This window comes from Buttiauxella massiliensis, assembly GCF_902500225.1.
GTDB lineage: Bacteria > Pseudomonadota > Gammaproteobacteria > Enterobacterales > Enterobacteriaceae > Buttiauxella > Buttiauxella massiliensis.
On sequence record NZ_LR722651.1, the window covers coordinates 179,966 to 205,882 of the forward strand.

The 25,917-nt window shown below is 51.3% G+C and carries 22 protein-coding genes; 14 read left to right on the forward strand and 8 right to left on the reverse strand.

Features of this window, described 5'->3' with window-relative positions; all coding sequences use genetic code 11:
* Positions 1-50 precede the first annotated feature (50 nt).
* The 8 genes from GC128_RS07425 to hycI are packed head-to-tail and all read left to right on the forward strand — an operon-like array spanning position 51 to position 7,319.
* The gene (locus GC128_RS07425; RefSeq protein WP_151993767.1) at positions 51-656 is read left to right on the forward strand and encodes a 4Fe-4S dicluster domain-containing protein; all 606 of its coding nucleotides are present in this window, start codon (positions 51-53) and stop codon (positions 654-656) included.
* Positions 653-2,461, forward strand: a complete 1,809-nt coding sequence (hycC, locus tag GC128_RS07430; RefSeq protein WP_151993768.1) for a formate hydrogenlyase subunit 3 — start codon at positions 653-655, stop codon at positions 2,459-2,461. Before GC128_RS07425 ends, hycC begins: the two co-directional genes overlap by 4 nt.
* Before the next feature lie 10 nt (positions 2,462-2,471).
* Positions 2,472-3,398, forward strand: coding sequence for a respiratory chain complex I subunit 1 family protein (locus tag GC128_RS07435; RefSeq protein ID WP_151993769.1), 927 nt, complete (start codon positions 2,472-2,474; stop codon positions 3,396-3,398).
* Between the two features lie 17 nt (positions 3,399-3,415).
* Positions 3,416-5,125, forward strand: a complete 1,710-nt coding sequence (locus GC128_RS07440) for a hydrogenase large subunit (RefSeq protein WP_034460465.1) — start codon at positions 3,416-3,418, stop codon at positions 5,123-5,125.
* Between the two features lie 11 nt (positions 5,126-5,136).
* A complete protein-coding gene (locus tag GC128_RS07445; protein ID WP_151993770.1) occupies positions 5,137-5,679 on the forward strand; it encodes a formate hydrogenlyase complex iron-sulfur subunit in 543 nt (180 codons plus the stop codon).
* The gene (locus tag GC128_RS07450; RefSeq protein WP_151993771.1) at positions 5,679-6,443 is read left to right on the forward strand and encodes an NADH-quinone oxidoreductase subunit B family protein; all 765 of its coding nucleotides are present in this window, start codon (positions 5,679-5,681) and stop codon (positions 6,441-6,443) included. The genes GC128_RS07445 and GC128_RS07450 overlap by 1 nt, the downstream gene beginning before the upstream one ends.
* Positions 6,443-6,853 carry a formate hydrogenlyase maturation HycH family protein gene (locus GC128_RS07455; RefSeq protein ID WP_120065022.1) on the forward strand — a complete coding sequence of 137 codons (411 nt, stop codon included), beginning with the start codon at positions 6,443-6,445 and terminating at the stop codon, positions 6,851-6,853. The genes GC128_RS07450 and GC128_RS07455 overlap by 1 nt, the downstream gene beginning before the upstream one ends.
* A complete protein-coding gene (gene hycI, locus GC128_RS07460) occupies positions 6,846-7,319 on the forward strand; it encodes a hydrogenase maturation peptidase HycI (protein WP_151993772.1) in 474 nt (157 codons plus the stop codon). Before GC128_RS07455 ends, hycI begins: the two co-directional genes overlap by 8 nt.
* 80 nt (positions 7,320-7,399) lie before the next feature.
* Here the strand turns inward: hycI and GC128_RS07465 are convergent, their stop codons facing one another.
* Both GC128_RS07465 and GC128_RS07470 read right to left on the reverse strand, forming a co-directional pair.
* Positions 7,400-7,684, reverse strand: a complete 285-nt coding sequence (locus GC128_RS07465; RefSeq protein ID WP_151993773.1) for a helix-turn-helix domain-containing protein — start codon at positions 7,682-7,684, stop codon at positions 7,400-7,402.
* The gene (locus GC128_RS07470) at positions 7,681-7,995 is read right to left on the reverse strand and encodes a type II toxin-antitoxin system RelE/ParE family toxin (protein WP_151993774.1); all 315 of its coding nucleotides are present in this window, start codon (positions 7,993-7,995) and stop codon (positions 7,681-7,683) included. The genes GC128_RS07465 and GC128_RS07470 overlap by 4 nt, the downstream gene beginning before the upstream one ends.
* A 260-nt stretch (positions 7,996-8,255) precedes the next feature.
* Here GC128_RS07470 and hydN point away from each other — a divergent pair, with 260 nt between their 5' ends.
* The 4 genes from hydN (at position 8,256) to GC128_RS07490 (ending at position 14,313) form a co-directional block, all read left to right on the forward strand.
* Positions 8,256-8,801: an electron transport protein HydN gene (gene hydN / locus GC128_RS07475; RefSeq protein ID WP_151993775.1), complete on the forward strand. Its 546-nt coding sequence runs from the start codon at positions 8,256-8,258 to the stop codon at positions 8,799-8,801.
* Between the two features lie 35 nt (positions 8,802-8,836).
* Positions 8,837-10,987 carry a formate dehydrogenase subunit alpha gene (gene fdhF / locus GC128_RS07480; protein ID WP_151993776.1) on the forward strand — a complete coding sequence of 717 codons (2,151 nt, stop codon included), beginning with the start codon at positions 8,837-8,839 and terminating at the stop codon, positions 10,985-10,987.
* A gap of 79 nt (positions 10,988-11,066) precedes the next feature.
* On the forward strand, positions 11,067-13,286 hold the full coding sequence (hypF, locus tag GC128_RS07485; protein WP_151993938.1) for a carbamoyltransferase HypF: 2,220 nt from the start codon (positions 11,067-11,069) through the stop codon (positions 13,284-13,286).
* Positions 13,287-13,290: 4 nt separating this feature from the next.
* Positions 13,291-14,313, forward strand: coding sequence for a HoxN/HupN/NixA family nickel/cobalt transporter (locus GC128_RS07490; protein WP_151993777.1), 1,023 nt, complete (start codon positions 13,291-13,293; stop codon positions 14,311-14,313).
* A gap of 43 nt (positions 14,314-14,356) precedes the next feature.
* Here GC128_RS07490 and avtA read toward each other — a convergent pair whose 3' ends face one another.
* Complete coding sequence (avtA, locus tag GC128_RS07495; protein WP_151993778.1) at positions 14,357-15,610, reverse strand: valine--pyruvate transaminase; 1,254 nt, start codon at positions 15,608-15,610, stop codon at positions 14,357-14,359.
* Between the two features lie 190 nt (positions 15,611-15,800).
* Complete coding sequence (locus GC128_RS07500; protein ID WP_151993779.1) at positions 15,801-17,819, reverse strand: alpha-amylase; 2,019 nt, start codon at positions 17,817-17,819, stop codon at positions 15,801-15,803.
* A gap of 314 nt (positions 17,820-18,133) precedes the next feature.
* On the opposite strand from GC128_RS07500, the gene GC128_RS07505 reads away from it, so the two are divergent.
* Positions 18,134-18,967, forward strand: a complete 834-nt coding sequence (locus tag GC128_RS07505; RefSeq protein WP_034460478.1) for a protein bax — start codon at positions 18,134-18,136, stop codon at positions 18,965-18,967.
* A 77-nt stretch (positions 18,968-19,044) separates the two neighbouring features.
* Here GC128_RS07505 and xylR read toward each other — a convergent pair whose 3' ends face one another.
* From xylR to xylF, 4 genes are all read right to left on the reverse strand, one after another.
* Positions 19,045-20,223, reverse strand: a complete 1,179-nt coding sequence (gene xylR / locus GC128_RS07510; protein ID WP_151993780.1) for a D-xylose utilization transcriptional activator XylR — start codon at positions 20,221-20,223, stop codon at positions 19,045-19,047.
* A 173-nt stretch (positions 20,224-20,396) separates the two neighbouring features.
* Positions 20,397-21,578 carry a xylose ABC transporter permease XylH gene (xylH, locus tag GC128_RS07515; protein WP_151993781.1) on the reverse strand — a complete coding sequence of 394 codons (1,182 nt, stop codon included), beginning with the start codon at positions 21,576-21,578 and terminating at the stop codon, positions 20,397-20,399.
* Positions 21,565-23,097 carry a xylose ABC transporter ATP-binding protein gene (locus GC128_RS07520; protein WP_151993782.1) on the reverse strand — a complete coding sequence of 511 codons (1,533 nt, stop codon included), beginning with the start codon at positions 23,095-23,097 and terminating at the stop codon, positions 21,565-21,567. Before GC128_RS07520 ends, xylH begins: the two co-directional genes overlap by 14 nt.
* A 58-nt stretch (positions 23,098-23,155) precedes the next feature.
* Positions 23,156-24,148, reverse strand: coding sequence for a D-xylose ABC transporter substrate-binding protein (gene xylF, locus GC128_RS07525; protein WP_151993783.1), 993 nt, complete (start codon positions 24,146-24,148; stop codon positions 23,156-23,158).
* 367 nt (positions 24,149-24,515) lie between these two features.
* On the opposite strand from xylF, the gene xylA reads away from it, so the two are divergent.
* The gene (gene xylA, locus GC128_RS07530) at positions 24,516-25,838 is read left to right on the forward strand and encodes a xylose isomerase (protein WP_151993784.1); all 1,323 of its coding nucleotides are present in this window, start codon (positions 24,516-24,518) and stop codon (positions 25,836-25,838) included.
* Positions 25,839-25,917 lie beyond the last annotated feature (79 nt).

Below are 25,917 nucleotides of genomic sequence, written 5' to 3' on the forward strand. Positions count from 1 at the left end.
CCGTCGGCACAGTTTCGTCAAAAATGATGATGTGCTCTAAGGAAGACCTGGTGAATCGCTTTATTATCGCCGACTCCAAACTTTGCATGGGTTGCCATACCTGTGAGGCGGCTTGTTCAGAAACGCACCGCCTGCATGGGTTGCAATCCATGCCACGCCTGAAAGTGATGCGCGACGCGAATGATTCCGCGCCGCAAATGTGCCATCAATGCGAAGATGCGCCTTGCGCGGGCGTCTGCCCGGCTAACGCCATTACCCGTGTCGATGGGGCTGTTCATCTGAATGAAAGCCTGTGCGTCAGTTGCAAACTGTGCGCCATCGCCTGCCCATTCGGTTCGATTGAATTCTCCGGCAGCCGTCCGATTCATATCCCGGCAAATGCCAACAGCCCGAAAGCACCTCCTGCGCCACCCGCTCCTGCTCGCGTCAGCTCGCTAATCGACTGGGTGCCTGGCGTTCGTGCCATTGCAGTGAAATGCGACCTGTGCAGCTTCGATGCTGATGGCCCGGCATGTGTTCGCACCTGCCCGACCAAAGCGTTGCGCGTGGTTGATAACAACGATATTGCCAAATCAAGCAAACGTAAACGTGAACTGACTCTGGGCGCGACGCTTGGCGATCTCACCCTGTTTACCCAGCCTGAGGTGAAAAAATGAGTGCTTTTATCCTGATTCATTGGGCGCTGATGGGATTTGTGCTGAGTGCAGTTCTGGCTGGTATCACGGCATTTAATAAAACCCTGAGCGGCGTGATTGCTGGCCTGGGTGGCGCGATAAGTTCGGTTCTGGTGCTGATTGCCGGGTTCGATGCGTTAACCGGCTTTACCGGAATGGCGCAAGTCTGGCAGCTGCATTTACAGCTCAACGCTTTTAATGGCGTGTGGCTGGTGACGCTGGCTCTGCCAGGCCTGTTTATCTCTCTGTTTAATATCGACTGGCATCGTCATCACGCCGTAAAAGCCAATGGCTTGCTGGTGAACCTGGTGATGGCCGCAGCGGTGGCAGCGGTGGTGGCCGATAATATCGGCATGTTAGTTGTGCTGGCAGAAATCGTCGCATTGAGCGGCTACTTCCTGACTGGCTGCCAGAAATCCGGGCAGCTTTGGTTTGCATTGGGCCGCCTCGGCACCGTGCTGCTGGCGGTTGCGTGCTGGTTACTGTGGAAACAGTACGGCACGCTGAGTTATGCCGAATTGCACCTGATGACCAACGGCGCGCCGATTAGCTCTGTTGTCTGGCTGCTGGGTCTGGTTGGTTTTGGTTTGATGGCGGGGATTATTCCGCTGCACGGTTGGGTACCTCAGGCACATGCCAACGCTTCTGCTCCGGCAGCAGCGCTGTTCTCAGCTGTCGTATTGAAAATTGGCCTGTACGGCATCATGAGCTTCTCACTGATCAGCAATGTTATGCCGCTGTGGTGGGGCATTCTGGTGGTCATTCTGGGGATGATTACTGCGTTTATTGGCGGTCTGTATGCGCTGATGGAACACAATATCAACCGCCTGCTCGCTTACCACTCTCTTGAGAATATCGGCATTATTCTGCTCGGTCTGGGCTGCGGCATGATGGGCCTTGCGCTGAATGAATCCACGCTGGTTGCACTCGGTATGATTGGTGGCCTGTATCACCTGTTCAACCATAGCGTATTCAAAACTACGTTGTTCCTTGGCGCAGGTGCGGTTTGGTTCCGTACTGGTCATCGCGACATCGAAAAACTCGGTGGTATTGGCAAGCGTATGCCGCTGATTTCCATTGCTATGCTGGTGGGTTTAATGGCAATGGCAGCACTGCCTCCGCTCAACGGTTTTGCTGGCGAATGGGTCATTTACCAGTCCTTCTTCCACCTTGGCACTTTGCCGCTGTTTATCGCTCGCTTCTTAGGCCCATTGTTGGCTGTAGGTCTGGCGATTACTGGCGCACTGGCTGTGATGTGTATGGCGAAGGTTTATGGCGTCACCTTCCTGGGTGCACCGCGCACACCAGAAGCTGAAAATGCTACCTCTGCGCCGTTCCTGATGAACCTGAGTGTGGCGGCCCTTGCCGCATGTTGTGTGATTGCTGGTGTTGCTGCTCCTTGGCTGATTCCTCTGTTGCAGAACGCGATTCCATTGCCGCTGCAAACGGCTAACACCACCGTTTCACAACCGATGATCACCCTGCTGCTGATTGCCAGCCCACTGCTGCCATTCATTCTGATGGTGATTTTCCGTGGCGACCGTCTGCCAAACCGCTCTCGCGGCACGGCCTGGGTCTGTGGCTACGACCACGAACAAGCGATGGTGATTACTGCGGGTGGTTTTGCTCAACCAGTCAAAGCGGCGTTCGCGCCACTGTTGAAACTGCGCAAAACCCTGAACCCGGTGAAATGGGTGCCTGGCTGGCAGTGTGATTGCCTTGCCGGTACGTTCCGTCGCCTGGCGATGATCGAACTGGCCGTGTTGCTGGTTGCGGTTTGCGCTTAAGGAGCCTGAGATGAATACCATTTTCTTTTCGTTGATTCAGGCGCTGGTTCTGTTTGCCGTCGCGCCACTGCTGTCCGGTATTACCCGTGTCACTCGCGCCCGCATGCACAACCGCCGTGGGCCTGGCGTGATGCAGGAATATCGTGACCTGTTCAAATTGTTCAGCCGCCAGAGCGTGGCACCAGCCGCCTCCGGCTGGGTGTTCCGTCTGATGCCGTTTGTGATGGTTGGTGTGATGCTGACCATTGCTACTGCGCTGCCAGTCGTCACGCTCTGGTCACCACTGCCTTCACTGGGTGATTTGATTACCCTTATCTACCTGTTCGCCATCGCGCGTTTCTTCTTTGCCATTGCAGGCCTGGATACCGGTAGCCCGTTTACCGGCATCGGTGCCAGCCGTGAAGCGATGCTTGGCGTGTTGGTTGAGCCCATCCTGATTCTGGGGCTGTGGGTTGCGGCACAAGTTGCTGGCAGCACACATATCAGCAATATCGCCTCCACTATCTATCACTGGCCAGCCGCGCAAAGCTTAACGCTGATTCTGGCGCTCGCCGCCTGTGCCTTCGCCACGTTTATCGAAATGGGCAAACTGCCATTTGACCTCGCAGAAGCCGAGCAAGAATTGCAGGAAGGCCCATTGACCGAGTACAGCGGAGCGGGTTTTGCAGTGCTGAAATGGGGTATTTCCCTCAAGCAATTGGTCGTGCTGCAAATGTTCGTCGGCGTGTTCCTGCCGTGGGGCCAGATGAGCGAATTTAGCTGGGGCGGCCTCGTCATTGCACTGGTTCTGGCGGCAGTAAAACTGGTGCTTGGCGTGCTGATTATCGCGCTGTTTGAAAACAGCATGGCGCGTTTGCGCATGCTGGAAGCCTCAACAGTTACCTGGGCCGGTTTTGGCTTTGCCTTTTTAGCCTTCGTCTCCTTGCTGGCGGCGTGATTTAAGAGAATTTATCTATGTCTGAAGAAAAGATTGGTCAACATTATCTCGCCGCACTGCATAAGCAGTTTCCTCATGCGGTGATCGACGAAGCGTGGCAAACCAAAGACCAAATCACTGTCACCGTAAAGCTCAACATGCTGCCAGAAGTGGTGGAGTGGCTTTACTACCAACAAGGCGGCTGGCTGTCCGTACTGTTCGGTAACGACGAGCGCCAACTGTGCGGCAACTATGCGGTCTATTACGTGCTTTCGATGGAAAGCGGCGTGAAATGCTGGATTACCGTGCGCGTAGAAGTTGACGCTGACAAACCAGAGTTCCCGTCCGTGACGCCACGCGTGCCTGCCGCGGTTTGGGGCGAGCGTGAAGTGCGTGATATGTACGGCCTGCAACCTGTTGGCCTGCCGGATGAACGCCGTTTAGTGCTGCCAGATGATTGGCCAGATGACCTGTATCCTCTGCGTAAAGACAGCATGGATTACCGTCAGCGCCCTGCCCCAACCAGCGATCAGGAAACGTATCAGTTCATCAATGAGCTGGGCAGCAAGAAAAACAACGTGGTGCCGATTGGCCCACTGCACGTAACCAGCGATGAGCCAGGCCACTTCCGCCTGTTCGTTGATGGCGAAAACATCATTGATGCCGATTACCGCCTGTTCTACGTCCACCGTGGCATGGAAAAACTGGCTGAAACCCGCATGGGTTATAACGAAGTCACCTTCTTGTCTGACCGCGTATGTGGCATCTGTGGTTTCGCCCACAGCACCGCGTACACCACGTCAGTTGAGAATGCGATGGGCATCGTGGTGCCAGAGCGCGCCCAGATGATCCGCGCGATTTTGCTGGAAGTTGAACGCCTGCACAGCCACCTGCTGAACCTCGGCCTGGCTTGCCACTTTGTCGGCTTCGACTCAGGCTTTATGCAATTCTTCCGCGTACGTGAGATGTCCATGAAAATGGCGGAAATCCTCACCGGCGCACGTAAGACTTACGGCCTGAACCTGATCGGCGGGATTCGTCGCGATCTGCTCAAAGACGACATGATCCAGACTCGCCAGCTCGCACAGCAGATGCGCCGCGAAGTGAAAGACCTGGTCGATATTCTGATGAGCACGCCAAACATCGAACAGCGTACCGTCGGCATTGGCCGCCTGGACCCACAAATAGCCCGCGATTTCAGTAACGTCGGCCCAATGGTTCGCGCCAGCGGTCACGCCCGTGACACCCGTGCCGATCACCCGTTCGTTGGTTACGGTTTGCTGCCAATGGAAGTTCACAGCGAAACAGGCTGCGATGTGCTGTCCCGTTTGAAAGTGCGTATCAATGAAGTTTATACCGCGCTGAACATGATTGATTTTGGCCTTGATAACCTGCCTGGCGGCCCGCTGGCTGTAGACGGTTTCACCTACATTCCAAACCGTTTCGCACTTGGCTTCTCTGAAGCACCACGCGGCGATGACATTCACTGGTCGATGACCGGCGACAACCAGAAGCTGTACCGCTGGCGTTGCCGTGCGGCAACGTATGCCAACTGGCCGACTCTGCGTTACATGTTGCGTGGCAACACCGTTTCTGATGCGCCACTGATCATCGGTAGCCTGGATCCTTGCTACTCATGTACTGACCGCATGACGATTGTCGATGTGCGTAAGCGCAAGACCAAAGTGGTGCCGTACAAAGAGCTTGAGCGCTACAGCATTGAGCGCACTAATTCGCCGCTGAAATAAACGGAGTCACAATGTTTAACTTCATCAAAAAAGCCATTAAAGGCGGCGTGGCCACTGAGTCGTATCCGCTACAACCGATAGCCGTGGACCCAAACTTCCGTGGCAAACCGGAACATAATCCGCAGCAATGCATTGGTTGTGCGGCCTGCGTTAACGCATGCCCATCCAACGCATTAACGGTGGAGACCGATCTGGTTGCAGGGCAACTGGCATGGACCTTCAATCTGGGGCGCTGCATTTTCTGTGCTCGCTGCGAAGAAGTCTGCCCAACGGCTGCTATCAAGCTTTCTCAGGAGTACGAACTGGCCGTCTGGAACAAAGCCGACTTCCTGCAACAGGCGCGTTTTGACCTGTGCAACTGCCGCCAGTGCAGCAAGCCTTTCGCAGTGCAAAAAGAGATTGATTACGCGATTGCTTTGCTTGAGCACAATGGCGACAAGCTTGCCGAAGCGCATCGTGTCTCGTTTGAAACTTGCCCGGAATGCAAACGCCAGCAAAGCCTGGTATCTTCCGACCAAATTGACCTTAGCCGCCAAATTAGAGAGGCCAGCTAATGAGTATGTTACTCGGCCCGCGCGACGACAACGGCATGCCAGTGCCAATGACGGTGGATGAATCCATCGCCGCGATGAAAACGTCGTTGCTCAAAAAGATTAAACGTTCCGCGTATGTATACCGCGTTGACTGCGGTGGTTGTAACGGCTGCGAAATTGAAATTTTCGCTACCCTTTCGCCACTTTTCGATGCAGAACGCTTCGGGATTAAAGTTGTTCCATCTCCGCGCCATGCAGATATTTTACTGTTTACCGGTGCTGTGACTCGCGCCATGCGTTCCCCCGCGCTTCGTGCCTGGGAATCAGCGCCGGACCCTAAAATTTGCATCTCTTACGGCGCGTGTGGTAACAGCGGCGGTATCTTCCATGACCTGTATTGCGTCTGGGGCGGCACCGACAAAATCGTTCCGGTAGATGTCTATATTCCTGGTTGCCCGCCAACGCCTGCGGCAACGTTGTACGGTTTTGCCATGGCGCTGGGCCTGCTGGAGCAAAAAATTCACGCGCGCGAAGCCAGCGAAATGGACGCGCAACCGGCGCAAATTCTGCACCCGGATATGGTTCAGCCATTGCGTGTGCGTATCGACCGTGAAGCACGCCGCCTGGCGGGTTATCGCTATGGCCGCCAGATTGCTGACAGCTACATGGAAAACCTCACCGCCGGAAACGGCAGTGTTAAGCAATGGCTGGCGCACGAGAACGATCCACGCCTGACGGAAATCGTCGGTAATCTCGAAGCACTGGTGAAGCAGGAGCGCGTGTAATGAGCGAGTCGGTGGTGTTTTGCCAGCTTAGCCGTAAGTTTGTCGATGAAAACGACAACACACCGAGTGATGCGCAACAGGTGGTTTATTACAGCCTGGCAATTGGCCACCATCTCGGCGTTATCGACTGCCTGAAAGAAAATTTAGTGTGTTCGTTTGAGCCTTACAAAGCGTGGATTGCCACGCTTGAAGAGGGCAGTGAGGCGCGGCGTAAAATGGAAGGTGTGCCGCGTTACGGCGAAATCGTTATCGACCAAAGCCATGTCGTTTTACTGGCGAAAGCGTTCGATGCCGCAAAACCAACTCAAACTGAACAGCAGCAAGAGTGGAGCCAGGAATTGCTCGATATGCTGCAAGCTATTCAACAAGAACCCGCCATCTATTTGATGGTACGGAGACGCTATGACTAACGTTTTACTTTGTGTCGGCAACAGCATGATGGGTGACGATGGCGCAGGCCCATTACTTGCCGAGAAATGCCAGGCCGCCCCACAAGGCGACTGGATTGTTATCGACGGCGGCACCGCTCCTGAAAATGATGTGGTGGCGATTCGCGAATTACGCCCGGACAGATTGCTGTTGGTAGATGCGACGGATATGGGCCTGAACCCAGGCGAAATCCGTATCATCGACCCGGACGACATCGCTGAAATGTTTATGATGACCACCCACAACATGCCGCTTAACTATTTAATCGATCAGATTAAAGAAGATGTTGGTGAGGTAATTTTCCTTGGCATTCAGCCTGATATCGTCGGCTTTTACTACCCAATGACTGACGCAATAAAAGCAGCGGTTGAGACGGTGTATCAAAGCCTGGCAGGTTGGGAAGGAAAAGGCGGTTTCGCGGATTTGGAAGCACCTGAGTTCGAGTAAATTCTGGAGGATGTCGCGGCGCTAAATCCCCTACGGGTCTTGTAGGTCGGATTCGCGCTGTGGCATCCGACCATTCGATATCACACGTATCGGATATTGAGTGAGATCCTTGCACCACAGGCTGTGGCATAACGCTCAAGCATCTTCATACTGGCGCTAAGTGGGTTCTTCTCAAGACGGCTAATACCTGATGAATTTGTCCCTAGCTTGTTAGCCAACTCTGTTTTCGAAAGCCCTGCTCTTTCACGCATTTCATAAAGTGCCTGAATCAGCATCAGCTCCTGATCGGCTTCGTTATATGCCTGAACGGACTCAGCATCAGAAAGCATTTTTGTTTTCAATTCATCAAGAGAGAGTGGTTTCACTTCATAAACTCCTTCAGCCTTAAACGGGCAATGTCGATTGCGTTAGCCGGCGTTTTAGCTGTCTTTTTCGTAAAGGCATGCAAAATATAAATGGTTTGCCCATAACTAAAAGCATAGACCGCTCGAGCAATATCTTTGTCACCGACTCGTAGTTCGAAAAGCCCATTTCCCAGGACTCGGCTATGAGGCATTTTTAGCTGATTACCTTCAGATGCCAGGCGTTCAATTAAACGAAACATTCGGCCTCGCAGTTGTGCAGGCAAAGCAACCAATTCTTCAGCCGCAGCTCCATGCGTCAATATTGTATACATTCTAACCCCTCCGTTCCCTGAAACATATCAAGAGGGGAAGCTTTCCCTAATCAATTTCTCTACTCACTGGCACGAACTGCGAGCAGCTTTCCAGAACTCTCTGTCATTTGCCCAAATGACATCGTCAAATGTGTCGATGTCACTGTCATCCCTCCCACGATCAATGCGCAAACCCTTGAATCACGCTACTTTCAAAGTTGGCACACTTTATGTATGCCTAGAGCAGTCTTATAAAAAAACACTCTATCCAGGAGTCTATGATGAACCGTTTCATCATTGCTGATTCAAGCAAATGTATTGGCTGTCGCACTTGCGAAGTGGCCTGTGTCGTAGCACATCAGGAAACACAAGATTGCGCAGTATTAACACCGCAAACCTTCCTTCCACGTATTCATGTGATTAAAGGCGTGAATGTTTCCACCGCGACGATGTGCCGCCAGTGCGAAGACGCACCGTGTGCCAACGTCTGCCCTAATGGCGCAATCAGCCGTGAGCATGGTTTTGTGAATGTGATGCAAGAACGTTGCATCGGCTGCAAAACCTGTGTGGTTGCCTGCCCGTATGGCGCGATGGAAGTGGTTGTTCGCCCTGTTGTACGTAATAGCGGTGCAGGTCTTAACGTGATGGCAGAAAAAGCCGAAGCTAATAAATGCGACCTTTGCCACACCCGTTCAGAAGGCCCGGCCTGTATGGAAGCCTGCCCAACCAACGCAATTATCTGTGTTGATCGCAATAAACTTGAACAAATGAGTGCCGAAAAACGCCGTCGTGCTGCGTTCGATGCGACTTCATCCCTGATTTTCTAAATCCATTTACTTCTACGTTAACAGGTCTGTTACTGATGAAAAAAATTACCAGCGTCTGCCCTTATTGTGGCGCAGGCTGCAAACTCAAACTGGTTGTTGAGAAGAACAAAATTATCCGTGCCGAAGCGGCTGATGGCGTGACTAACCAAAATGAACTCTGCCTGAAAGGCTATTACGGCTGGGATTTTCTCAACGATACCAAGCTGCTCACTCCGCGTCTGACGCAGCCGATGATCCGCTACGAAAAAGGCGGCAAGCTTCAGCCGGTGAGCTGGGAAGAAGCGATTAGCTATACCGCAAAACGCCTGAAAGCTATCAAAGAGCAGCATGGCCCACGCTCAATTATGACGACCGGCTCGTCACGTGGGACAGGTAACGAAACCAACTATGTGATGCAGAAGTTTGCACGCGGTGTCTTGCATACCAACAATGTTGACTGCTGTGCGCGTGTTTGCCACGGGCCGTCGGTCGCAGGTTTGCAGGTGACGCTGGGCAATGGCGCGATGAGTAACTCCATCGGCGATATCGAAAACTCAAAATGCCTGTTGGTGTTCGGCTATAACTGCGCCGATTCGCACCCTATCGTGGCGCGTCGTGTGATTAAAGCGAAAGAAAATGGCGCGAAAATCATTGTTTGCGATCCGCGCCGGATCGAAACCGCCCGTATTGCCGATCAACATTTGCAGCTGAAAAACGGCTGCAATATGGCGCTGGTGAATGCGTTTGGCTACGTGCTGCTCGAAGAGAATCTCTACGATAAAGAGTATGTTGCGAAATTCGCCGAAGGTCTGGACGCTTATCGCGAAGTCGTAAAAGGCTACGCGCCAGAAGACGTTGAGCACCTGACCGGCGTGCCTGCGCATCAAGTGCGCCAGGCGATGCGCACATTTGCCGCAGCCCCTTCCGCCACCATTATGTGGGGCATGGGCGTGACTCAGTTCGGCCAGGCGGTGGACGTCGTTAAAGGGCTTTCAAGCCTTGCGCTGCTGACCGGAAACCTCGGGCGTGAAAACGTCGGCGTTGGCCCGGTTCGTGGCCAGAACAACGTGCAGGGCGCATGTGACATGGGCGTGCTGCCAAACCAGTTCCCGGGTTACCAGGATGTAATTGATCCAAAAGTGCGTGCCAAATTCGCCAAAGCCTGGGGCATCAACGTTGAAGATATGGACGACCAGGTTGGCGTGCGTATCACAGAAGTACCGCATATGGCTATCCATGGCGAGATGAAAGCCTACTACATCATGGGCGAAGACCCGTTGCAGACCGAAGCCGACCTTGGCCTGGTACGCAAAGGTTTTGAAGCGCTCGATTTTGTGGTGGTGCAGGACATCTTTATGACCAAAACCGCTGAAGTGGCGGATGTGATTTTGCCAGCCACCTCATGGGGCGAGCACGGCGGCGTGTTTACCTGCGCCGACCGTGGCTTCCAACGTTTTGAAAAAGCCATTGATGCCAAATACAACGTCAAACGTGACTGGGAAATTATCAGCCTGCTCGCAACCGAGATGGGCTACCCAATGCATTACGACAACAACCAGCAAATCTGGGACGAACTGCGTGAACTCTGCCCGCTGTTCTACGGCGTAACCTGGGAAAAAATGGGCGATATGGGCCATGTGCAGTGGCCGTGTCCGACACTGGATCACCCGGGTACGCCGTATCTCTATAAAGACAGCAAGTTCGACACCCCAACCGGCAAAGGCCAGCTGTTTGCGGCGCAGTGGCGTGCGCCAGCCGAAGTGCCGGATGCCGAATATCCACTGGTGCTGTGCACTGTGCGCGAAGTCGGCCACTACTCCTGCCGTTCAATGACCGGGAACTGTGCTGCATTGCAAACACTCGCCGATGAACCTGGTTTTGTGCAGATGAACCCGACAGATGCCAACCTGCTCGGCATTAAAGACAAACAGCTGGTGTGGGTCAGTTCACGTCGCGGCAAAGTTATCAGCCGTGCTGAGGTTAATGAGCGCATTAACGTGGGCTCGGTGTACATGACTTACCAGTGGTGGATTGGGGCTTGTAATGAGCTGACTCAGGACAACCTTGACCCGATTTCCAAAACACCGGAAACCAAGTATTGCGCGGTCAACGTCAGCCAGATTGCTGACCAGCAATGGGCAGAAAACTACGCTCAGACGACATATAGCGATATGAAAGCGCGTTTGCGCCAGGCAGTAGAAGCTTAAAAACGGTGGATGACGCTTACGCAGCGTCATCCGACAAAATACCCAAACATTGGTACCAATAGTGAATTTTCACGGCGTGATGTTACGCATTCGCGGCAAAGTACAGGGCGTTGGTTTCAGACCATTCGTCTGGCAACTTGCACAACTTCTCAAACTCACGGGCGATGTCTGCAATGACGGTGCCGGTGTGTTGGTGCGCCTGTCCTCCAATGCCGATGCGTTTATCACCGAGCTTCACGCCAAATGTCCACCACTTGCTCGTATCGATAGTGTTGAACAATCGACAATGCAGTGGGAAACAATCCCTCAGGATTTCACCATTCGCCACAGTGCCAGCAGTTCGATGGACACGCAAATCGTCCCGGATGCCGCAACCTGCCCGAACTGCCGGCGTGAGCTAAATGACCCGAACGATCGTCGTTATCGTTATCCGTTTATCAACTGCACCCACTGTGGCCCGCGCTTCACCATCATTAATGCTATGCCGTATGACCGGCCCAAAACGGTGATGGCTGCGTTCCCGTTATGCCCGGCGTGCGAAAAAGAGTACCGCGATCCAATGGATCGCCGCTTCCATGCCCAACCTGTCGCCTGTCCGGAGTGTGGACCGCAGATTAGCTGGCAATGTGGTGAGCAAAACCTTGAGCGTGAAGACGCATTACAAGCAGCCGTTGCAGCGTTAAAAGACGGAAGAGTCGTGGCAATAAAAGGGTTGGGCGGTTTCCATCTGGCCGTTGATGCCCGCAATGATGAAGCCGTTGCTCGCTTACGTGAACGCAAACATCGTCCGTCCAAACCGCTGGCGGTGATGCTTTCTGACTCGCAAGGTTTACCCGCCGAAGTAGTCGCGCAGCTCAACACGCCAGCATCACCCATTGTGTTAATGGCGAAGTCCGCATTAAGCGGGCTAAGCGAATTTATCGCCCCGCATTTGAGCGAAGTCGGCGTGATGCTACCCGCCAACCCGCTACAACACCTTTTGATGCAGGATTTTGGCGGCCCACTGGTGATGACCTCCGGCAATTTAAACGGTAAACCACCCGCCATCACCAATCAGCAAGCGCTTGAAGAATTAGCCGATATCGCAGACGGCTGGTTGTTGCATAACCGCGATATCGTCCAGCGCATGGATGATTCCGTGGTGCGCGCAAGCGGTGAGATGCTGCGCCGTGCCAGAGGGTTTGTGCCAGATGCTCTCCCATTGCCCCCGGGTTTTGAGGTGCTACCGCCGATTCTGGCGTTAGGTTCTGACTTGAAAAACACCTTCTGCCTGCTGCGCGGCAACCAGGCGGTGCTCAGCCAGCATCTGGGCGATCTGGCTGAAGATGGCGTTGAACAGCAGTGGCAAAAAGCTCGTGCACTTATGTGTGAGGCTTATGATTTTAAAGCGCAATACGTCGCGATAGACGCACACCCCGGCTACCACAGCTCCCGTCTCGGGAAAGAGATGGGGCTGCCAGTGAGCACTGTTTTACATCATCACGCTCACGCGGTGGCGTGTATGGCTGAACACCGCTGGCCGCTGGATGGGGGTGATGTGATTGCCATAACCCTTGATGGCATCGGTTATGGCGAGAATGACCAACTGTGGGGCGGCGAGTGCCTGCGGGTTAACTATCGCGAATGCGAACATCTTGGTGGCTTGCCTGCGGTGGCGCTGCCGGGTGGTGACCTTGCGGCGCGCCAGCCGTGGCGCAACCTGTTTGCTCATTGCCAGACATTTGTTCCTGACTGGCAACACCATCCTGAAACGGCAGTAGTGCGTACGCAAAACTGGCCATTGCTGGCCACAGCCATAGAACGTGGCATTAACGCGCCATTCGCCTCCTCCGCAGGGCGTTTATTTGATGCCGCCGCGGCGGCACTAAATTGCGCACCGCTACAGCAAAGCTATGAGGGTGAAGCCGCCTGTTGCTTTGAAGCACTGGCAACGCAAAGTGGCGAGTGCCGCCACCCCATCACACTGCCGGTCACCAATGGAAAACTGGATTTAACGACCTTCTGGCAGCAGTGGCTCAGCTGGCACGACGGTGCACCCGCACGCGCCTGGGCATTTCATGATGCGCTGGCAAAAGGTTTTGCTGATTTAGCCCGTAGCCATGCGCACAAGCTTTCGATTAATACCCTCGTATTCAGCGGTGGGGTGCTGCATAACCAGCTGATGCGCGAAAGATTTTCGTATTACCTCGCAGATTTCAACCTGCTCTTCCCGACACAGTTGCCTGCTGGTGACGGTGCCCTTTCATTGGGCCAGGCCCTTGTTGCTGCCGCCCGTATCACCATTCCCTCACAAGGATAAAATGATGTTATTGCGTATTCTTCGTGACAACCCACGCGCTGCTGTATTGCTCGTGGCTTTAGTTGCAGCCAATCTAGCCGCCTGGGCCTGGGCTTTGGTTTCATTCCATCACAGCACCGCGCTGATGGCCGCAAGCCTGCTTGCCTGGTGCTACGGTTTGCGCCATGCGGTTGATGCCGACCACATTGCAGCGATTGATAACGTGACGCGCAAAATGATGCAGCAGGGGAAACGCCCGTTTGGTATCGGCGCATGGTTCTCACTGGGGCACTCGAGCATTGTCGTGCTGGCATCTGTTGCGATTGCCGCAACCGCGGCGGCATTTCAGAGCGATATGGATTGGTTTCATGATGTTGGCGGTGTGATTGGCACTGCCGTATCGGCGTGTTTCTTGCTGGCAATGGCGCTGGTCAACCTGGTGATTTTACGTGGCGTATGGCGTAATTTCCGCCAGCTTAAACGCGGTGAATCATTGTCTGCAGAGGCGACCGATTTTAACGGCGGCGGCATGATGAGCTGGCTGTTCCGCTCCACTTTCAAGCTTATCAACAAGAGCTGGCATATGTATCTGGTCGGCTTTTTGTTCGGTTTAGGTTTTGATACTGCAACAGAGATTGGCGTATTAGGTATTTCTGCTGCCAGCGCTTCAAGCGGTATGTCGATGTGGTCGATTCTGGTGTTCCCGGCGCTGTTTGCCAGCGGTATGGCGCTGATTGATACGCTCGACAATATGATTATGGTTGGCGCTTATGGCTGGGCGTTTAACAAACCGCAACGCAAGCTCTATTACAACATGACCATCACCGGCACATCCGTTGTCGTGGCGCTGTTTATTGGCGGCATGGAAGCGTTAGGCTTGCTGGCGGATAAATTCAACCTGCACACAGGCCTGTGGAAATGGGTTGATGCGCTGAATGAAAATCTCGGCAATGCGGGCTTTATCGTGGTTGGGCTGTTTATTGGCTGCTGGATTGTCTCGATGCTGAATTACCGCTGGAAGGGGTACGACTCTTTGGTAGTTCGCTAATCAGACAAACCTTCTCCCTTTCCAGGGAGAAGGTTTTTAAAATTTACTTCGCTTCAGCCCACGCCCGCTCAATCTCTTCAGCAAGAATCTTCACACCCGCTTCGATTTTCTCAGGCTCCGGCACGTAGTTCATACGCATACACTGATGCGTATGCGGCCACGGTTTATCAAGGCCTGGGAAGAAGTAATCCCCTGGCACCATCAAAACGCCGCGCTTTTTCAGGCGCTGATAAAGCAGTTCGGTGGAAATCGGCAAATCTTTAAACCACAACCACAGGAAAATCGCCCCTTCCGGTTTATGGATTAAGCAGCGATCTGGCGACAAATAGCGGCGAATCGTCGCGATTGTGTCCTGAACACGCTGGTAGTAGAACGGCTTAATCACCGTTTCAGACAAGCGCAGCAAATCGTTACGCTTAATCATTTCAGTGGCCATTGCCGGGCCAACCCCGCCAGGAGCCAGGCTGATAATGCCGTTCATGTTGGTGATAGCGGAGATGATTTTTTCATTGGCGATGATGATGCCACAACGACTTCCCGGCAAGCCGAGCTTCGAGAGGCTCATACAAAGGATAATGTTCGGATTCCACAGCGGGCGTGCTTCGGTGAAAATAATGCCCGGGAACGGTACGCCATACGCGTTATCAATCACCAACGGAATGCCGTGCTGGTGCGCCAACGCGTCGAGTTTAATCAGCTCTTCATCGGTAATGACGTTGCCCGTCGGGTTGGTCGGGCGCGACACACAAATCATCCCGGTATCCGGACCGATTTGCAGGTGTTCAAAATCGACGTGATATTTAAACTGGCCTTCCGGCAGCAGTTCGATATTCGGGCGCGTGGAGACAAACAGGTCTTCTTCAAGCCCCGAATCCGCATAACCGATATATTCAGGTGCCAGCGGGAACAACACTTTTTTAGTGCTGCCATCCGCATAACGACCCGCGAACAGATTAAACAAGTAGAAAAATGCGCTCTGACTGCCATTAGTCAGTGCAATGTTCTGAGGATTAATATCCCAACCTAATTCTGTGCGCAGCATATCTGCAAGTGCGTCCAGTAACTCACTTTTCCCCTGCGGACCGTCGTAATTGCATAGCGCATCAGCCATTTTCCCGTTTGCCAGCATGTCTGCCAACAGATCCTGGAAGTAGTCATTCATAGCAGGAATTTGCGCAGGATTACCGCCACCGAGCATGATCGCTCCTGGTGTGCGTAGACCATCGTTGAGATCCTCCATCAGGCGCGTAATGCCTGCATGGCGGGTAAATTTGTCGCCGAAAAGTGAAAACGTCATAGCATAGATCTGTCTTTGACTATCAAAAAGAGGCTAACCATAGCGCCGGAGAAGACATGGTGCAAACGCATTAAGGATAGTCGCAGTCATGGAATATGCTGCTTTAGCTAAGATAAAAAGCATTAAGTACTGCGCTTCGCTTTAAGGCCTACAAGTGCATTTGTAGATCGGGTAAGCGAAGCGCCATTCGTTATTGATTCCCCGCCCAGACCACCATCACTTTGTCATCTGCGGATTCACGGCTAAAGCCGTATCCTTGTTTCATGCTCAGTGTGTTCTGCTTGCCTGCACCAATTGCCGGGTGACGAGCTCGGAACTGGCTGATTTTCTGCCAGTGCGAAAGCGTGGCAACATTTTGCCCCCAGTTCATATCAGAACGAGTTCCCTGAAGCGGGTCAGAACCTGTCGGGCCAAATGGCCGCTCAGTCTCATCACCATAGAAAATCTGCACCGCACCAGGTGCCAGCAACAGCAATTCGGCCGCACGCTGGCCACCTTCGCGGAACAGGCGGGTATCATGAGAGGAAAGGTAACTAAGCACATTGAAATCCTGCAACTTAGTCGCCATCTGCTGCCAGGTGAGATCGATATTTGCCAGGCAATCCACCGCTTTTGCTGCTTGTTCCTGATAATCAAAATTGATCATCGCGTCAAAGCCGCTGTTGTAGTAATCGCTCTTCATCACGCCGTGGCCCCAGGATTCTCCGGTCATCCAGAACGGCGCATCATCCAGCTTTTTATCTGGATTAGCTTTTTTCCATTCGACCAGTGCAGCAACAGATTGCTCTTTAAGCTGCTGCCAGCCCGCTTTTTCGACATGCTTTGCCGTATCCACCCGGAAACCGTCAATACCGTAATCGCGCACCCATTGGCTTAACCAATGGGTCAGGTAATCTCGCACGGTGTAATTGGCAATTTCTTTCGCGTGGGTGTCGGGTTTGTGGCGATAAAAGATCGGCAAGCCCGCTGGTTGTGTGGATTCCGTTTTTAAATCTGGCAGGAACGCCAACGACATGGTGAGGTCGTCAAATCCAGGGGAGTCGTAATTGCCAATATCGGTGCGAATCCAGTTTTTCCCCCACCAGTTTTGCCACGCAGTTTTATCACCAAAGTTGATGTAGTCATTAAAAGAGTGCCAGCTCTGGCCAGGGCCTGGTTTCCAGTCGGTCCAGTGCTTGCCGAGAGTTTTAGTCAGCTCGTCACCTTTAAGATACAGCGCGCCAAAATCGTACTCCTGCATATCGGCAAGCGTTGCATAGCCTGTATGGTTCATCACGATGTCGAACAAAATTCGAATGCCGCGTTTATGGGCTTCGTCCACGAGTGTGCGTAGTTCGTCCTCAGTCCCCATATTGGCATCGAGTTTGGTCCAGTCCATGGTGTAGTAACCGTGGTAGGCATAGTGTGGGAAGTCCCCTTTTGTGCCACCACCAACCCAACCGTGAATTTGCTCGAGAGGCGAGCTTATCCACAACGCGTTCACACCCAGCTGCTGTAGATAATCGAGTTTTTGGGTTAGTCCAGCCAGGTCACCGCCGTGGAACGTGCCGATCTCTTGCATTCCATCTTTATGGCGGCCATAGCTGTTATCGTTTTTCGGGTTGCCATTCTCAAAGCGGTCAGTCAGCACAAAATAGACCGTGGCGTTGTGCCAGCTAAACGGAGCGGTCTGTTTGGTGGCGGCTGATTCCAGAAGCAGCAAGCCGTTGCTATTCGCCGCAGGCATAAGGGTAATCTTGCCTTGTGTGACCGTTGTTGTGGCACCGCTGTAGAAATCACGGACCTCGCTACCTTCAGCAAAGGTTTTGCTGACATCCACTGTGAGCGGTTTACCATCCCATTTCGGGCACTGACGGGTGACATCAACAGGAGCGGCTTGTGCCTCGCTATTGACGCTCAGGATGAGCGTAGGAGTGCCGCTGCGCGTATCAATTTGAACCCGATACTCTCCTTCGCGAAATAAACGCCAGGCGGGAGCTTCCCCTTCACAGGGTTTAAGTGACAGCGCCTGGTTAAGTTTGATTGATTCCGCGGGTTGCCAGCATGACTGATCTGATTTAAGACTGAGCGGTAATATGCCTTTCGCAAGCTTACCTTCGCTCACAAATAGCCCTGGATTTTGCTCTTTAAACGCAGGTAAACCGGGAGCTGTCCAGGCGGCTTGTACCAATCCAGGGAACAGGAGAAATAGCAGAGGTAATTTTTTCATAGGGTTAAGCCCGTGTTTATCTTTTATTCAGTTTGGCACTATTTTAATTAACTGAATTCATCCTCAAAATGGATAGTTGGGGATGAGATAATAGGGTGAGTGACGGGGTTATCAGTTTGCTCAAATATGGGATAACCATCGCATATTACGATACTTTTTACCGTCATAAGAAGATCGTACGTGACAACAATTCGGAATCGGATTATTTATTTTGGTGCTCAGAAGGTCTAATTTTGTTAGTATCCGCGTTTACTTTATTCGAAACCTTTAATAAATAAGGCACTGGAAACGTAACGATCCGACCAGGAGATCTAATGATATCAACCCATTTCCGACGATTTGGGGCTGCGATACTTATGTTACTCACCTTCAGTTTTTCAACTGGGGTATTAGCAAGTAAACATGAGCCAAAATCGCATAAAGCCCACATAGTTAAGACCAAAAGCACGACGACACACAGTAAGAAATTGGTAAGTAGTAAAAAAGAGTATTCTCGCAATAGTGAAATTGCATCGCTCCCTGACTTGCGAAAATACCCTTCCGGAACACCTAGAAAAAAAGCGTTTCTCCGGACGGTCATGCCATATATTACTAGTCAAAATGCAGCGATTACTGCGGACCGTAACTGGTTGGTTTCTAAGCAGTATGAAAAACGCTGGTCACCATCAGAGCGTACACGCCTGAAAGGCATTACCCAGCGCTACAAAATTGCGTGGAACGGTAATACTAAGCGTGTGCCGTGGAATACGCTGATGGAAAAAGTCGACATCATTCCTACCAACATGGTGGCAACGATGGCTGCAGCTGAAAGCGGCTGGGGAACGTCTAAACTTGCCCGTAGCAATAACAACTTGTTTGGTATGAAGTGCAGCAAGCGCCATTGCAACAGCGAACCAGGAAAAGTTAAAGGCTATTTGCATTACGATTCAGTTAAAGAAGGCGTTAACGCTTACGTAACAAATCTGAATACGCATCCGGCCTATAATTCCTTCCGTAAATCACGTGCGCAATTGCGTAAAGCGGATCAGGAAGTGACTGCCAGCAATATGATTCATAAGCTGAAAGGGTATTCTACAAAAGGTAGTAGCTATAACAATTACCTATTTGCGATGTATCAAACCAATCAGCGCTTTATGGCACCGAACTAATTAAAAAATAGAATGTTAAAAATAAGTAATAATTCACGCCTTCAATTCGAAGGCGTTTTTTTTGTTTAATTCATTCACTAAACCAATATTTCACTATGCCTTTCACGATGATCTTTCGGCGTTGAGTCATACTCTTTTTTAAATACCGAATAGAAATATTGCAGTGATGGGTAACCGCACATTTGCGATATTTCATTGATAGACAAAGACGTAGACACCAGCAAACTGCGCGCTTTTTCTAACTTTTCGGTGTGAATTATTGTATGAATCGTCTCACCGACCTCTTCTTTAAACCGCTTCTCGAGATTCGAACGCGAGATCCCTACCGCGTCCAAAACTTGCTCAACTTTGATACCTTTACAAGCATGGTTTCGGATGTAATGCATTGCCTGAATCACTGCGGGATCATGCAAAGAACGGTAATCCGTTGAACGGCGTTCAACTACACGCATCGGCGGCACCAGAATGCGTTGTAAAGCAAGCGGCTCATTGTCCATTAAACGATGTAACAACTTTGCGGCCTGATAGCCCATCTGCCTTGTCCCCTGAGCCACCGACGAGAGCGCCACGCGCGATAGGTAACGCGTGAGTTCTTCGTTATCTATCCCAATAACACAGAGCTTCTCCGGCACAGGAATATGCAGATGTTCGCAAACTTGCAGCAGGTGGCGTGCACGTGCATCCGTCACGGCAATAATCCCGGTTTGCGGAGGAAGTGTTTGCACCCAATCCGCCAGGCGGTTTTGCGCATGCTGCCAATTCTCAGGGGCCGTTTCTATACCCTGATAAACCACACCCCGGTATTTTTCTTTTGCCACAAGCTGGTTAAACGCGTATTCACGCTCCATCGCCCAACGCTTGCCGCTGGAGTTAGGCAAACCATAGAAGGCGAAACGTTGAACGCCCTTCTCTTTTAGATGCAAAAATGCACTTTCCACAAGGGCATGGTTGTCGGTAGCAATGTAATGTACGGGTGGATAGTGTTCTGGCAAATGGTAGGACCCTCCTACACCAACAATCGGAACATCCGCCCCATCTAATAAACGCTGGATTTCAGTATCATCAAAATCGGCAATCACACCGTCGCCTAGCCACTCTTTGATATTGTCGATGCGGGCACGGAAATCTTCTTCAATAAAAATGTCCCACTCAGATTGAGACGCCTGCAAGTATTCACCAACTCCCTCCACTACCTGGCGGTCGTAGGCTTTGTTGGCATTGAATAACAACGTAATGCGATGACGTTTCTCAAACATGCCTTTTCCCTGATAAAAAAACTGTATGTGAAAATAACAATACCCAAGCTACTTCAAGATGCAGTTAGGCGGCAATCGAGACAACCCCGAGAAGCTTACTCAAGTAAGTGACTCGGGTGAATGAGAGCAGCCAACAACCCTGCAGTTTGAAGGGCGATGGGCATTTTGCACACTTACGCTTTACGCTTGGTCGCCGAATCCATCCACACAGCCAGCAATAAAATGGCGCCTTTTACGATGTACTGCCAGAACGTGGGGACATCCATCATACTCATTCCGTTATCCAGCGAAGCCATGATAAATGCTCCCATCACGGCTCCGGCAACGCTCCCCACACCGCCAGCAAGACTGGTACCGCCAATGACACATGCGGCAATGGCATCCAATTCAGCAATGTTCCCGGCAGACGGAGAGCCAGCCCCCAGCCGCGAGCTGAGAATTAACCCGGCAATCGCCACCATCAAGCCGTTTATGGCAAACACCGCAAGCTTGGTGCGCTCCACATTAATACCCGATAGCCGCGCCGCCTCAATATTGCCGCCAATCGCGTAAATACGTCTGCCAAACGCTGTGCGAGTCGCCATAAACATTCCCGCTAGCAGTAATAATGTGAGGATAAGCACCGGTGTAGGTACACCACGGTAATCATTGAGTAACCAGATAGCCCCCAACACGATAACGGCTGTGATGGCTTGTCGCCCTACGACACCTGTAGAGGCTGGTGTTTCCAGCCCCAGAGCCTGGCGTCGAGTGCGCATCCGCCATTGCCATGCAACAAAAATCACCAGCCCTAAAGTGCCAATACCAAAGCCAATACCTTCTGGCAGGTAACTTTGCCCGATTTGCGACATCGCCGCACTGGTTGGCGACACGGTTGTGCCATTAGTAATGCCAATCAGCACACCACGAAACGCCAGCATCCCGGCAAGCGTCACGATAAATGACGGCACTTTGCGATACGCCACCCACCAACCGTTCCACGCACCTAAAACGAGGCCAAGAACCAGCGTTACGGCAATCGTAAGCGGTAAAGGCCAGCCCAGCCAGACATCAAAAATGGCGGCCACTCCGCCCAGCAGACCCATCATCGAGCCAACAGACAGATCGATTTCTGCCGAAATGATGACGAACACCATGCCTACTGCCAGAATCCCGGTGATCGCGGTTTGGCGTAACAAATTGGAGATATTTCTGGCACTGAGATAAGCGCCTTCGGTGGTCCAGGTAAAGAACAGCATAATCACCACAATCGCCGCGATCATGACAAAAACCTGGAGATTAAGTGCCCGCAGCCCGGTAAAAGGTGATGCCACAGGTGCCGTGAGTTTCATTTCAGACGGATTACTTTTCGACATGCTTTTCGCTCCTCAGTGCAGCTTCCATAACCTGCTCCTGGGTCAGGTTGTTATTAATCAGATTGGCTTTGATTCGCCCCTCATGCATCACCAACACTCTGTCACTAAGACCGAGCACTTCCGGCAATTCCGATGAGATAACAATGACCGCAATACCTTGCTGAACCAGCTGATTAATAAGTTTGTAGATTTCGTATTTCGCGCCGATATCAATGCCACGCGTGGGTTCGTCGAGAATCAAAATGCGTGGATTGAGAAGCAGGCAACGCGCAAGAATGGCTTTTTGCTGGTTGCCACCGCTCAGGCGACCGATTGCCAAATCTGGTGATGATGTTTTAACTTTCAGTCGCCCAATCGATTGCAGAATGCAGTTTTGTTCGGCAGCGTCATCCAGGTGAGTTAACGCGCCAGAAAACTGGCTTAATGCGGCAAGTGTGATGTTTTGCCCAACAGCCATGACCGGCACGATTCCATCTCTTTTGCGGTCTTCTGGCACCATCGCAATGCCGTGAGCTATCGCCTGCTGGCAATGGCCGATAGTGACCGGTTGATTATCAATGAAAATACGGCCTTCAGACTTGCCCGGCCAGACGCCAAACAAACACTGCACCGCTTCGGTACGCCCCGCGCCAACCAATCCTGCTATCCCAAGAATTTCACCTTTATGCAGTGAAAACGAAATGTCATTGACTCGCTTGATATGCCGATTGACCGGGTGCCAGGCAGTGAGATGCTCAACGCGCAGCACTTCTTCTCCAGTCTGATGCGGTTCATTAGGATAAAGCGCGGTAAGCTCGCGCCCCACCATCATGGTGATGATGTCTTCTTCACGCATCAATGCCGCATCCCGTGTACCAATTGGCTGCCCATCGCGGATAACGCAAATGGTGTCGGAAATAGATTTCACTTCATTGAGTTTGTGGGAGATGTAAATACAGGCAATACCATGAGCCTGCAGATCACGAATAATTGCTAGTAGCACCCCAGTTTCTTGCTCAGTTAGTGAAGCCGTAGGCTCATCCAGAATGAGTAAGCGCACTTGTTTATTAAGCGCTTTGGCAATTTCGACCAACTGCTGCTGCCCAAGCCCCAGCGAACCGACGCGCGTATCCGGGGAAATATTCAGGCTCACTTGCGCCAGCAATTTCTGGCAGCGCAGCGTCATGCTGTCGTAATCCAGCACGCCATATTGTGAAAGCTCAGCACCGAGGAAAATATTCTCAAGCACGGTCAGATGCTTCACCAACGCTAACTCCTGGTGAATAATCGCAATGCCTTTACGTTCGGTATCACGGATATGGCTCGCCTGAAGTTTTTCACCGGCGAACCATATGTCACCTTCGTAACTGCCGTAGGGGTAGATACCGCACAGCACTTTCATCAGCGTCGATTTACCAGAGCCGTTTTCGCCACAAAGGGACATCACTTCACCAGCATCAACTGACAGACTGACGTTATCCACGGCCTTCACAACACCAAAAGCTTTGGTGATATTTTTCATTTCCAGTAAACAAGGCATAGCCCCTCCTTTACCTGTTTTCAGGATGTCGCCCGTGGCACAGCACGGGCGAAGTGGGTTATAGCTCGTTCTTCTTGTGGAAACCGTCTGCCACAACGGTGCTGTCGATATTGGTTTTATCGACTTCGACAGGTGTCAGTAGACGCGAGGGAACATCTTTAATGCCATTGTTCAATACAGCGTCAGAAGCGGGTTGCTTGCCTTCACCTAATTCCACAGCAATTTCAGCTGCCGTATTCGCAAGCTTGGTGATTGGCTTATAAACCGTCATGGTTTGTGTACCGGCAATAATGCGTTTCACCCCAGCCAAATCCGCATCCTGCCCGGAAATGGCGACTTTCCCAGCTAACCCTTGCGCACTTAATGCCTGAATTGCGCCGCCTGCAGTCGCATCGTTTGACGCCACCACCGCATCGATTTTATTGTTATTAGCCGTCAGAGCATTCTCCATAATTTTCAATGCGTTTTCAGGCAGCCAACCATCAGCCCATTGATCGCCGACAACTTTTATTTTCCCACTCTCAATATAAGGATTTAATACTTTCATCTGCCCGGCACGGAACATTTTGGCATTATTATCAACAGGTGAGCCACCCATTAAGAAATAATTGCCAGAAGGCACTTTATTAACAAGACTTTGCGCCTGTAACTCACCTACCTTTTCATTATCAAATGAGATGTAATAATCAATGTCGGCATTATTAATCATGCGATCATAAGCTAATACTTTTATTCCTTCTCTTTTCGCTTCAGCAATCACATTACTTAACACTTGGCCGTTGTAAGGAATAATGACCAGTACATCAACGCCACGGTTAATCATGTTTTCTATTTGCGACATTTGCGTTTCTTCGTTGCCATTCGCGGATTGTACAAAAACTTTCGCGCCCAACGATTCGGCTTTTTTAACAAAAATATCGCGGTCTTTCTGCCAGCGCTCAAGACGTAAATCGTCTATTGCCATGCCAATTTTCACTTCTTTCGCAATCCCGCTGATACTGGTCAGAACGAGTGAGGCACACAGCGTTAGTAAGAGGTTCTTAATCTTCATATTGTTATACCTTTGTAGGGATGAATAACTCGGATTAAAATTATTATCTGTCAACCGGAGAGGATTGTTGTCTGTGAATGCAAATCCAGCAATTACAGATTTTTATCTTCCCATTACGTTTTTTGGTTTAATTTCTAATTTATGATGGCGATCTTCTTTTAATTTAAAAAATTCATTCATTGCTTTATTTACTGGAATAACCATCGAGATATTTCACTCATTATTTTCAGTATTTTTGCGAAGCAGCGCACATTTGAGCATTCTCTTAAACGCAGTGTGAAATAACGTAATTGAGCAACGCCCGAGGAAAATACAGGATGGTGACAGAATCGCTTACTTGCCGCCCCCCTTGATTACGGAGTCACTTATGCAAGCCTATTTCGACCAACTTGAACGCGTACGTTTTGAAGGTACCAAATCCACTAATCCTCTGGCATTCCGCCACTACAATCCGGACGAAATCGTTCTGGGTAAACGCATGGAAGAACACCTGCGCTTTGCTGCCTGTTACTGGCATAACTTCTGCTGGAATGGCACGGATATGTTTGGTTCCGGTTCCTTTGAGCGTCCCTGGCTGCAAGCAGGCGATGCATTAGGTCTGGCAAAACAGAAAGCTGACGTGGCGTTTGAATTCTTCCACAAGTTGAATGTGCCGTATTACTGCTTCCACGATGTAGACGTTTCACCAGAAGGTGCGTCTCTGAAAGAGTATCTGAACAACTTCGCGCAAATGACCGAAGTGCTGGCGCAAAAGCAGCAAGAAAGTGGTGTGAAATTGCTGTGGGGTACTGCCAACTGCTTTACCAACCCACGTTTTGGTGCCGGTGCGGCAACCAACCCGGATCCAGAAGTATTTTCCTGGGCTGCCACACAAGTAGTAACGGCAATGAATGCCACTCACAAACTGGGCGGTGAAAACTATGTACTTTGGGGTGGCCGTGAAGGTTACGAATCCCTGCTCAATACCGATTTGCGTCAAGAGCGCGAGCAAATTGGCCGCTTCTTGCAAATGGTTGTTGAGCACAAACACAAAATTGGTTTCCGTGGCACGTTGCTTATCGAACCAAAACCACAAGAACCAACGAAGCATCAGTACGATTACGATGTCGCCACGGTTTATGGTTTCCTGAAACAATTTGGTCTGGAAAAAGAGATCAAAGTAAATATTGAAGCAAACCACGCAACACTTGCGGGTCACTCATTCCATCACGAAATCGCCAGTGCTATTGCCCTGGGCATCTTTGGTTCGGTTGATGCCAACCGTGGCGACCCGCAACTGGGCTGGGATACCGACCAGTTCCCAAATAGCGTGGAAGAAAATTCATTAGTGATGTACGAAATCCTTAAAGCAGGTGGTTTCACCACGGGCGGCCTGAACTTTGATGCCAAAGTGCGTCGTCAAAGCACCGATAAGTACGACCTGTTCTATGGTCATATTGGTGCGATGGACGTAATGGCGCTGTCGCTGAAAATTGCTGCGCGCATGATTGAAGATGGTGAACTGGATAAGCGTGTTGCGAAGCGTTATGCCGGTTGGAATGGTGAACTGGGCCAGCAAATTCTGAAAGGACAAATGTCTCTTGCGCAGATTGCACAGTACGCTGAGCAGCATAACCTGGCGCCGCAGCACCAGAGTGGTCATCAGGAACTGCTGGAAAACCTGGTGAATCATTATCTGTTTGATAAATAAATATAAGTCGTAGTCATGAAGTGCAACCTGTAGCGAATGCTCTAAATAACTCGAGTTGCAGATAGACGGCAAAGGCTCG

What these genes read in the sequence shown, in the direction of transcription:
- hycC (WP_151993768.1), top strand. Translation starts at nt 653, where the DNA reads ATGAGTGCTTTTATCCTGATTCATTGGGCGCTGATGGGATTTGTGCTG.
- GC128_RS07435 (WP_151993769.1), top strand. Translation starts at nt 2,472, where the DNA reads ATGAATACCATTTTCTTTTCGTTGATTCAGGCGCTGGTTCTGTTTGCC.
- GC128_RS07440 (WP_034460465.1), top strand. Translation starts at nt 3,416, where the DNA reads ATGTCTGAAGAAAAGATTGGTCAACATTATCTCGCCGCACTGCATAAG.
- GC128_RS07445 (WP_151993770.1), top strand. Translation starts at nt 5,137, where the DNA reads ATGTTTAACTTCATCAAAAAAGCCATTAAAGGCGGCGTGGCCACTGAG.
- GC128_RS07450 (WP_151993771.1), top strand. Translation starts at nt 5,679, where the DNA reads ATGAGTATGTTACTCGGCCCGCGCGACGACAACGGCATGCCAGTGCCA.
- GC128_RS07455 (WP_120065022.1), top strand. Translation starts at nt 6,443, where the DNA reads ATGAGCGAGTCGGTGGTGTTTTGCCAGCTTAGCCGTAAGTTTGTCGAT.
- hycI (WP_151993772.1), top strand. Translation starts at nt 6,846, where the DNA reads ATGACTAACGTTTTACTTTGTGTCGGCAACAGCATGATGGGTGACGAT.
- GC128_RS07470 (WP_151993774.1), bottom strand. Translation starts at nt 7,995, where the DNA reads ATGTATACAATATTGACGCATGGAGCTGCGGCTGAAGAATTGGTTGCT.
- hydN (WP_151993775.1), top strand. Translation starts at nt 8,256, where the DNA reads ATGAACCGTTTCATCATTGCTGATTCAAGCAAATGTATTGGCTGTCGC.
- fdhF (WP_151993776.1), top strand. Translation starts at nt 8,837, where the DNA reads ATGAAAAAAATTACCAGCGTCTGCCCTTATTGTGGCGCAGGCTGCAAA.
- hypF (WP_151993938.1), top strand. Translation starts at nt 11,067, where the DNA reads ATGTTACGCATTCGCGGCAAAGTACAGGGCGTTGGTTTCAGACCATTC.
- GC128_RS07490 (WP_151993777.1), top strand. Translation starts at nt 13,291, where the DNA reads ATGTTATTGCGTATTCTTCGTGACAACCCACGCGCTGCTGTATTGCTC.
- avtA (WP_151993778.1), bottom strand. Translation starts at nt 15,610, where the DNA reads ATGACGTTTTCACTTTTCGGCGACAAATTTACCCGCCATGCAGGCATT.
- GC128_RS07500 (WP_151993779.1), bottom strand. Translation starts at nt 17,819, where the DNA reads ATGAAAAAATTACCTCTGCTATTTCTCCTGTTCCCTGGATTGGTACAA.
- GC128_RS07505 (WP_034460478.1), top strand. Translation starts at nt 18,134, where the DNA reads ATGATATCAACCCATTTCCGACGATTTGGGGCTGCGATACTTATGTTA.
- xylR (WP_151993780.1), bottom strand. Translation starts at nt 20,223, where the DNA reads ATGTTTGAGAAACGTCATCGCATTACGTTGTTATTCAATGCCAACAAA.
- xylH (WP_151993781.1), bottom strand. Translation starts at nt 21,578, where the DNA reads ATGTCGAAAAGTAATCCGTCTGAAATGAAACTCACGGCACCTGTGGCA.
- GC128_RS07520 (WP_151993782.1), bottom strand. Translation starts at nt 23,097, where the DNA reads ATGCCTTGTTTACTGGAAATGAAAAATATCACCAAAGCTTTTGGTGTT.
- xylF (WP_151993783.1), bottom strand. Translation starts at nt 24,148, where the DNA reads ATGAAGATTAAGAACCTCTTACTAACGCTGTGTGCCTCACTCGTTCTG.
- xylA (WP_151993784.1), top strand. Translation starts at nt 24,516, where the DNA reads ATGCAAGCCTATTTCGACCAACTTGAACGCGTACGTTTTGAAGGTACC.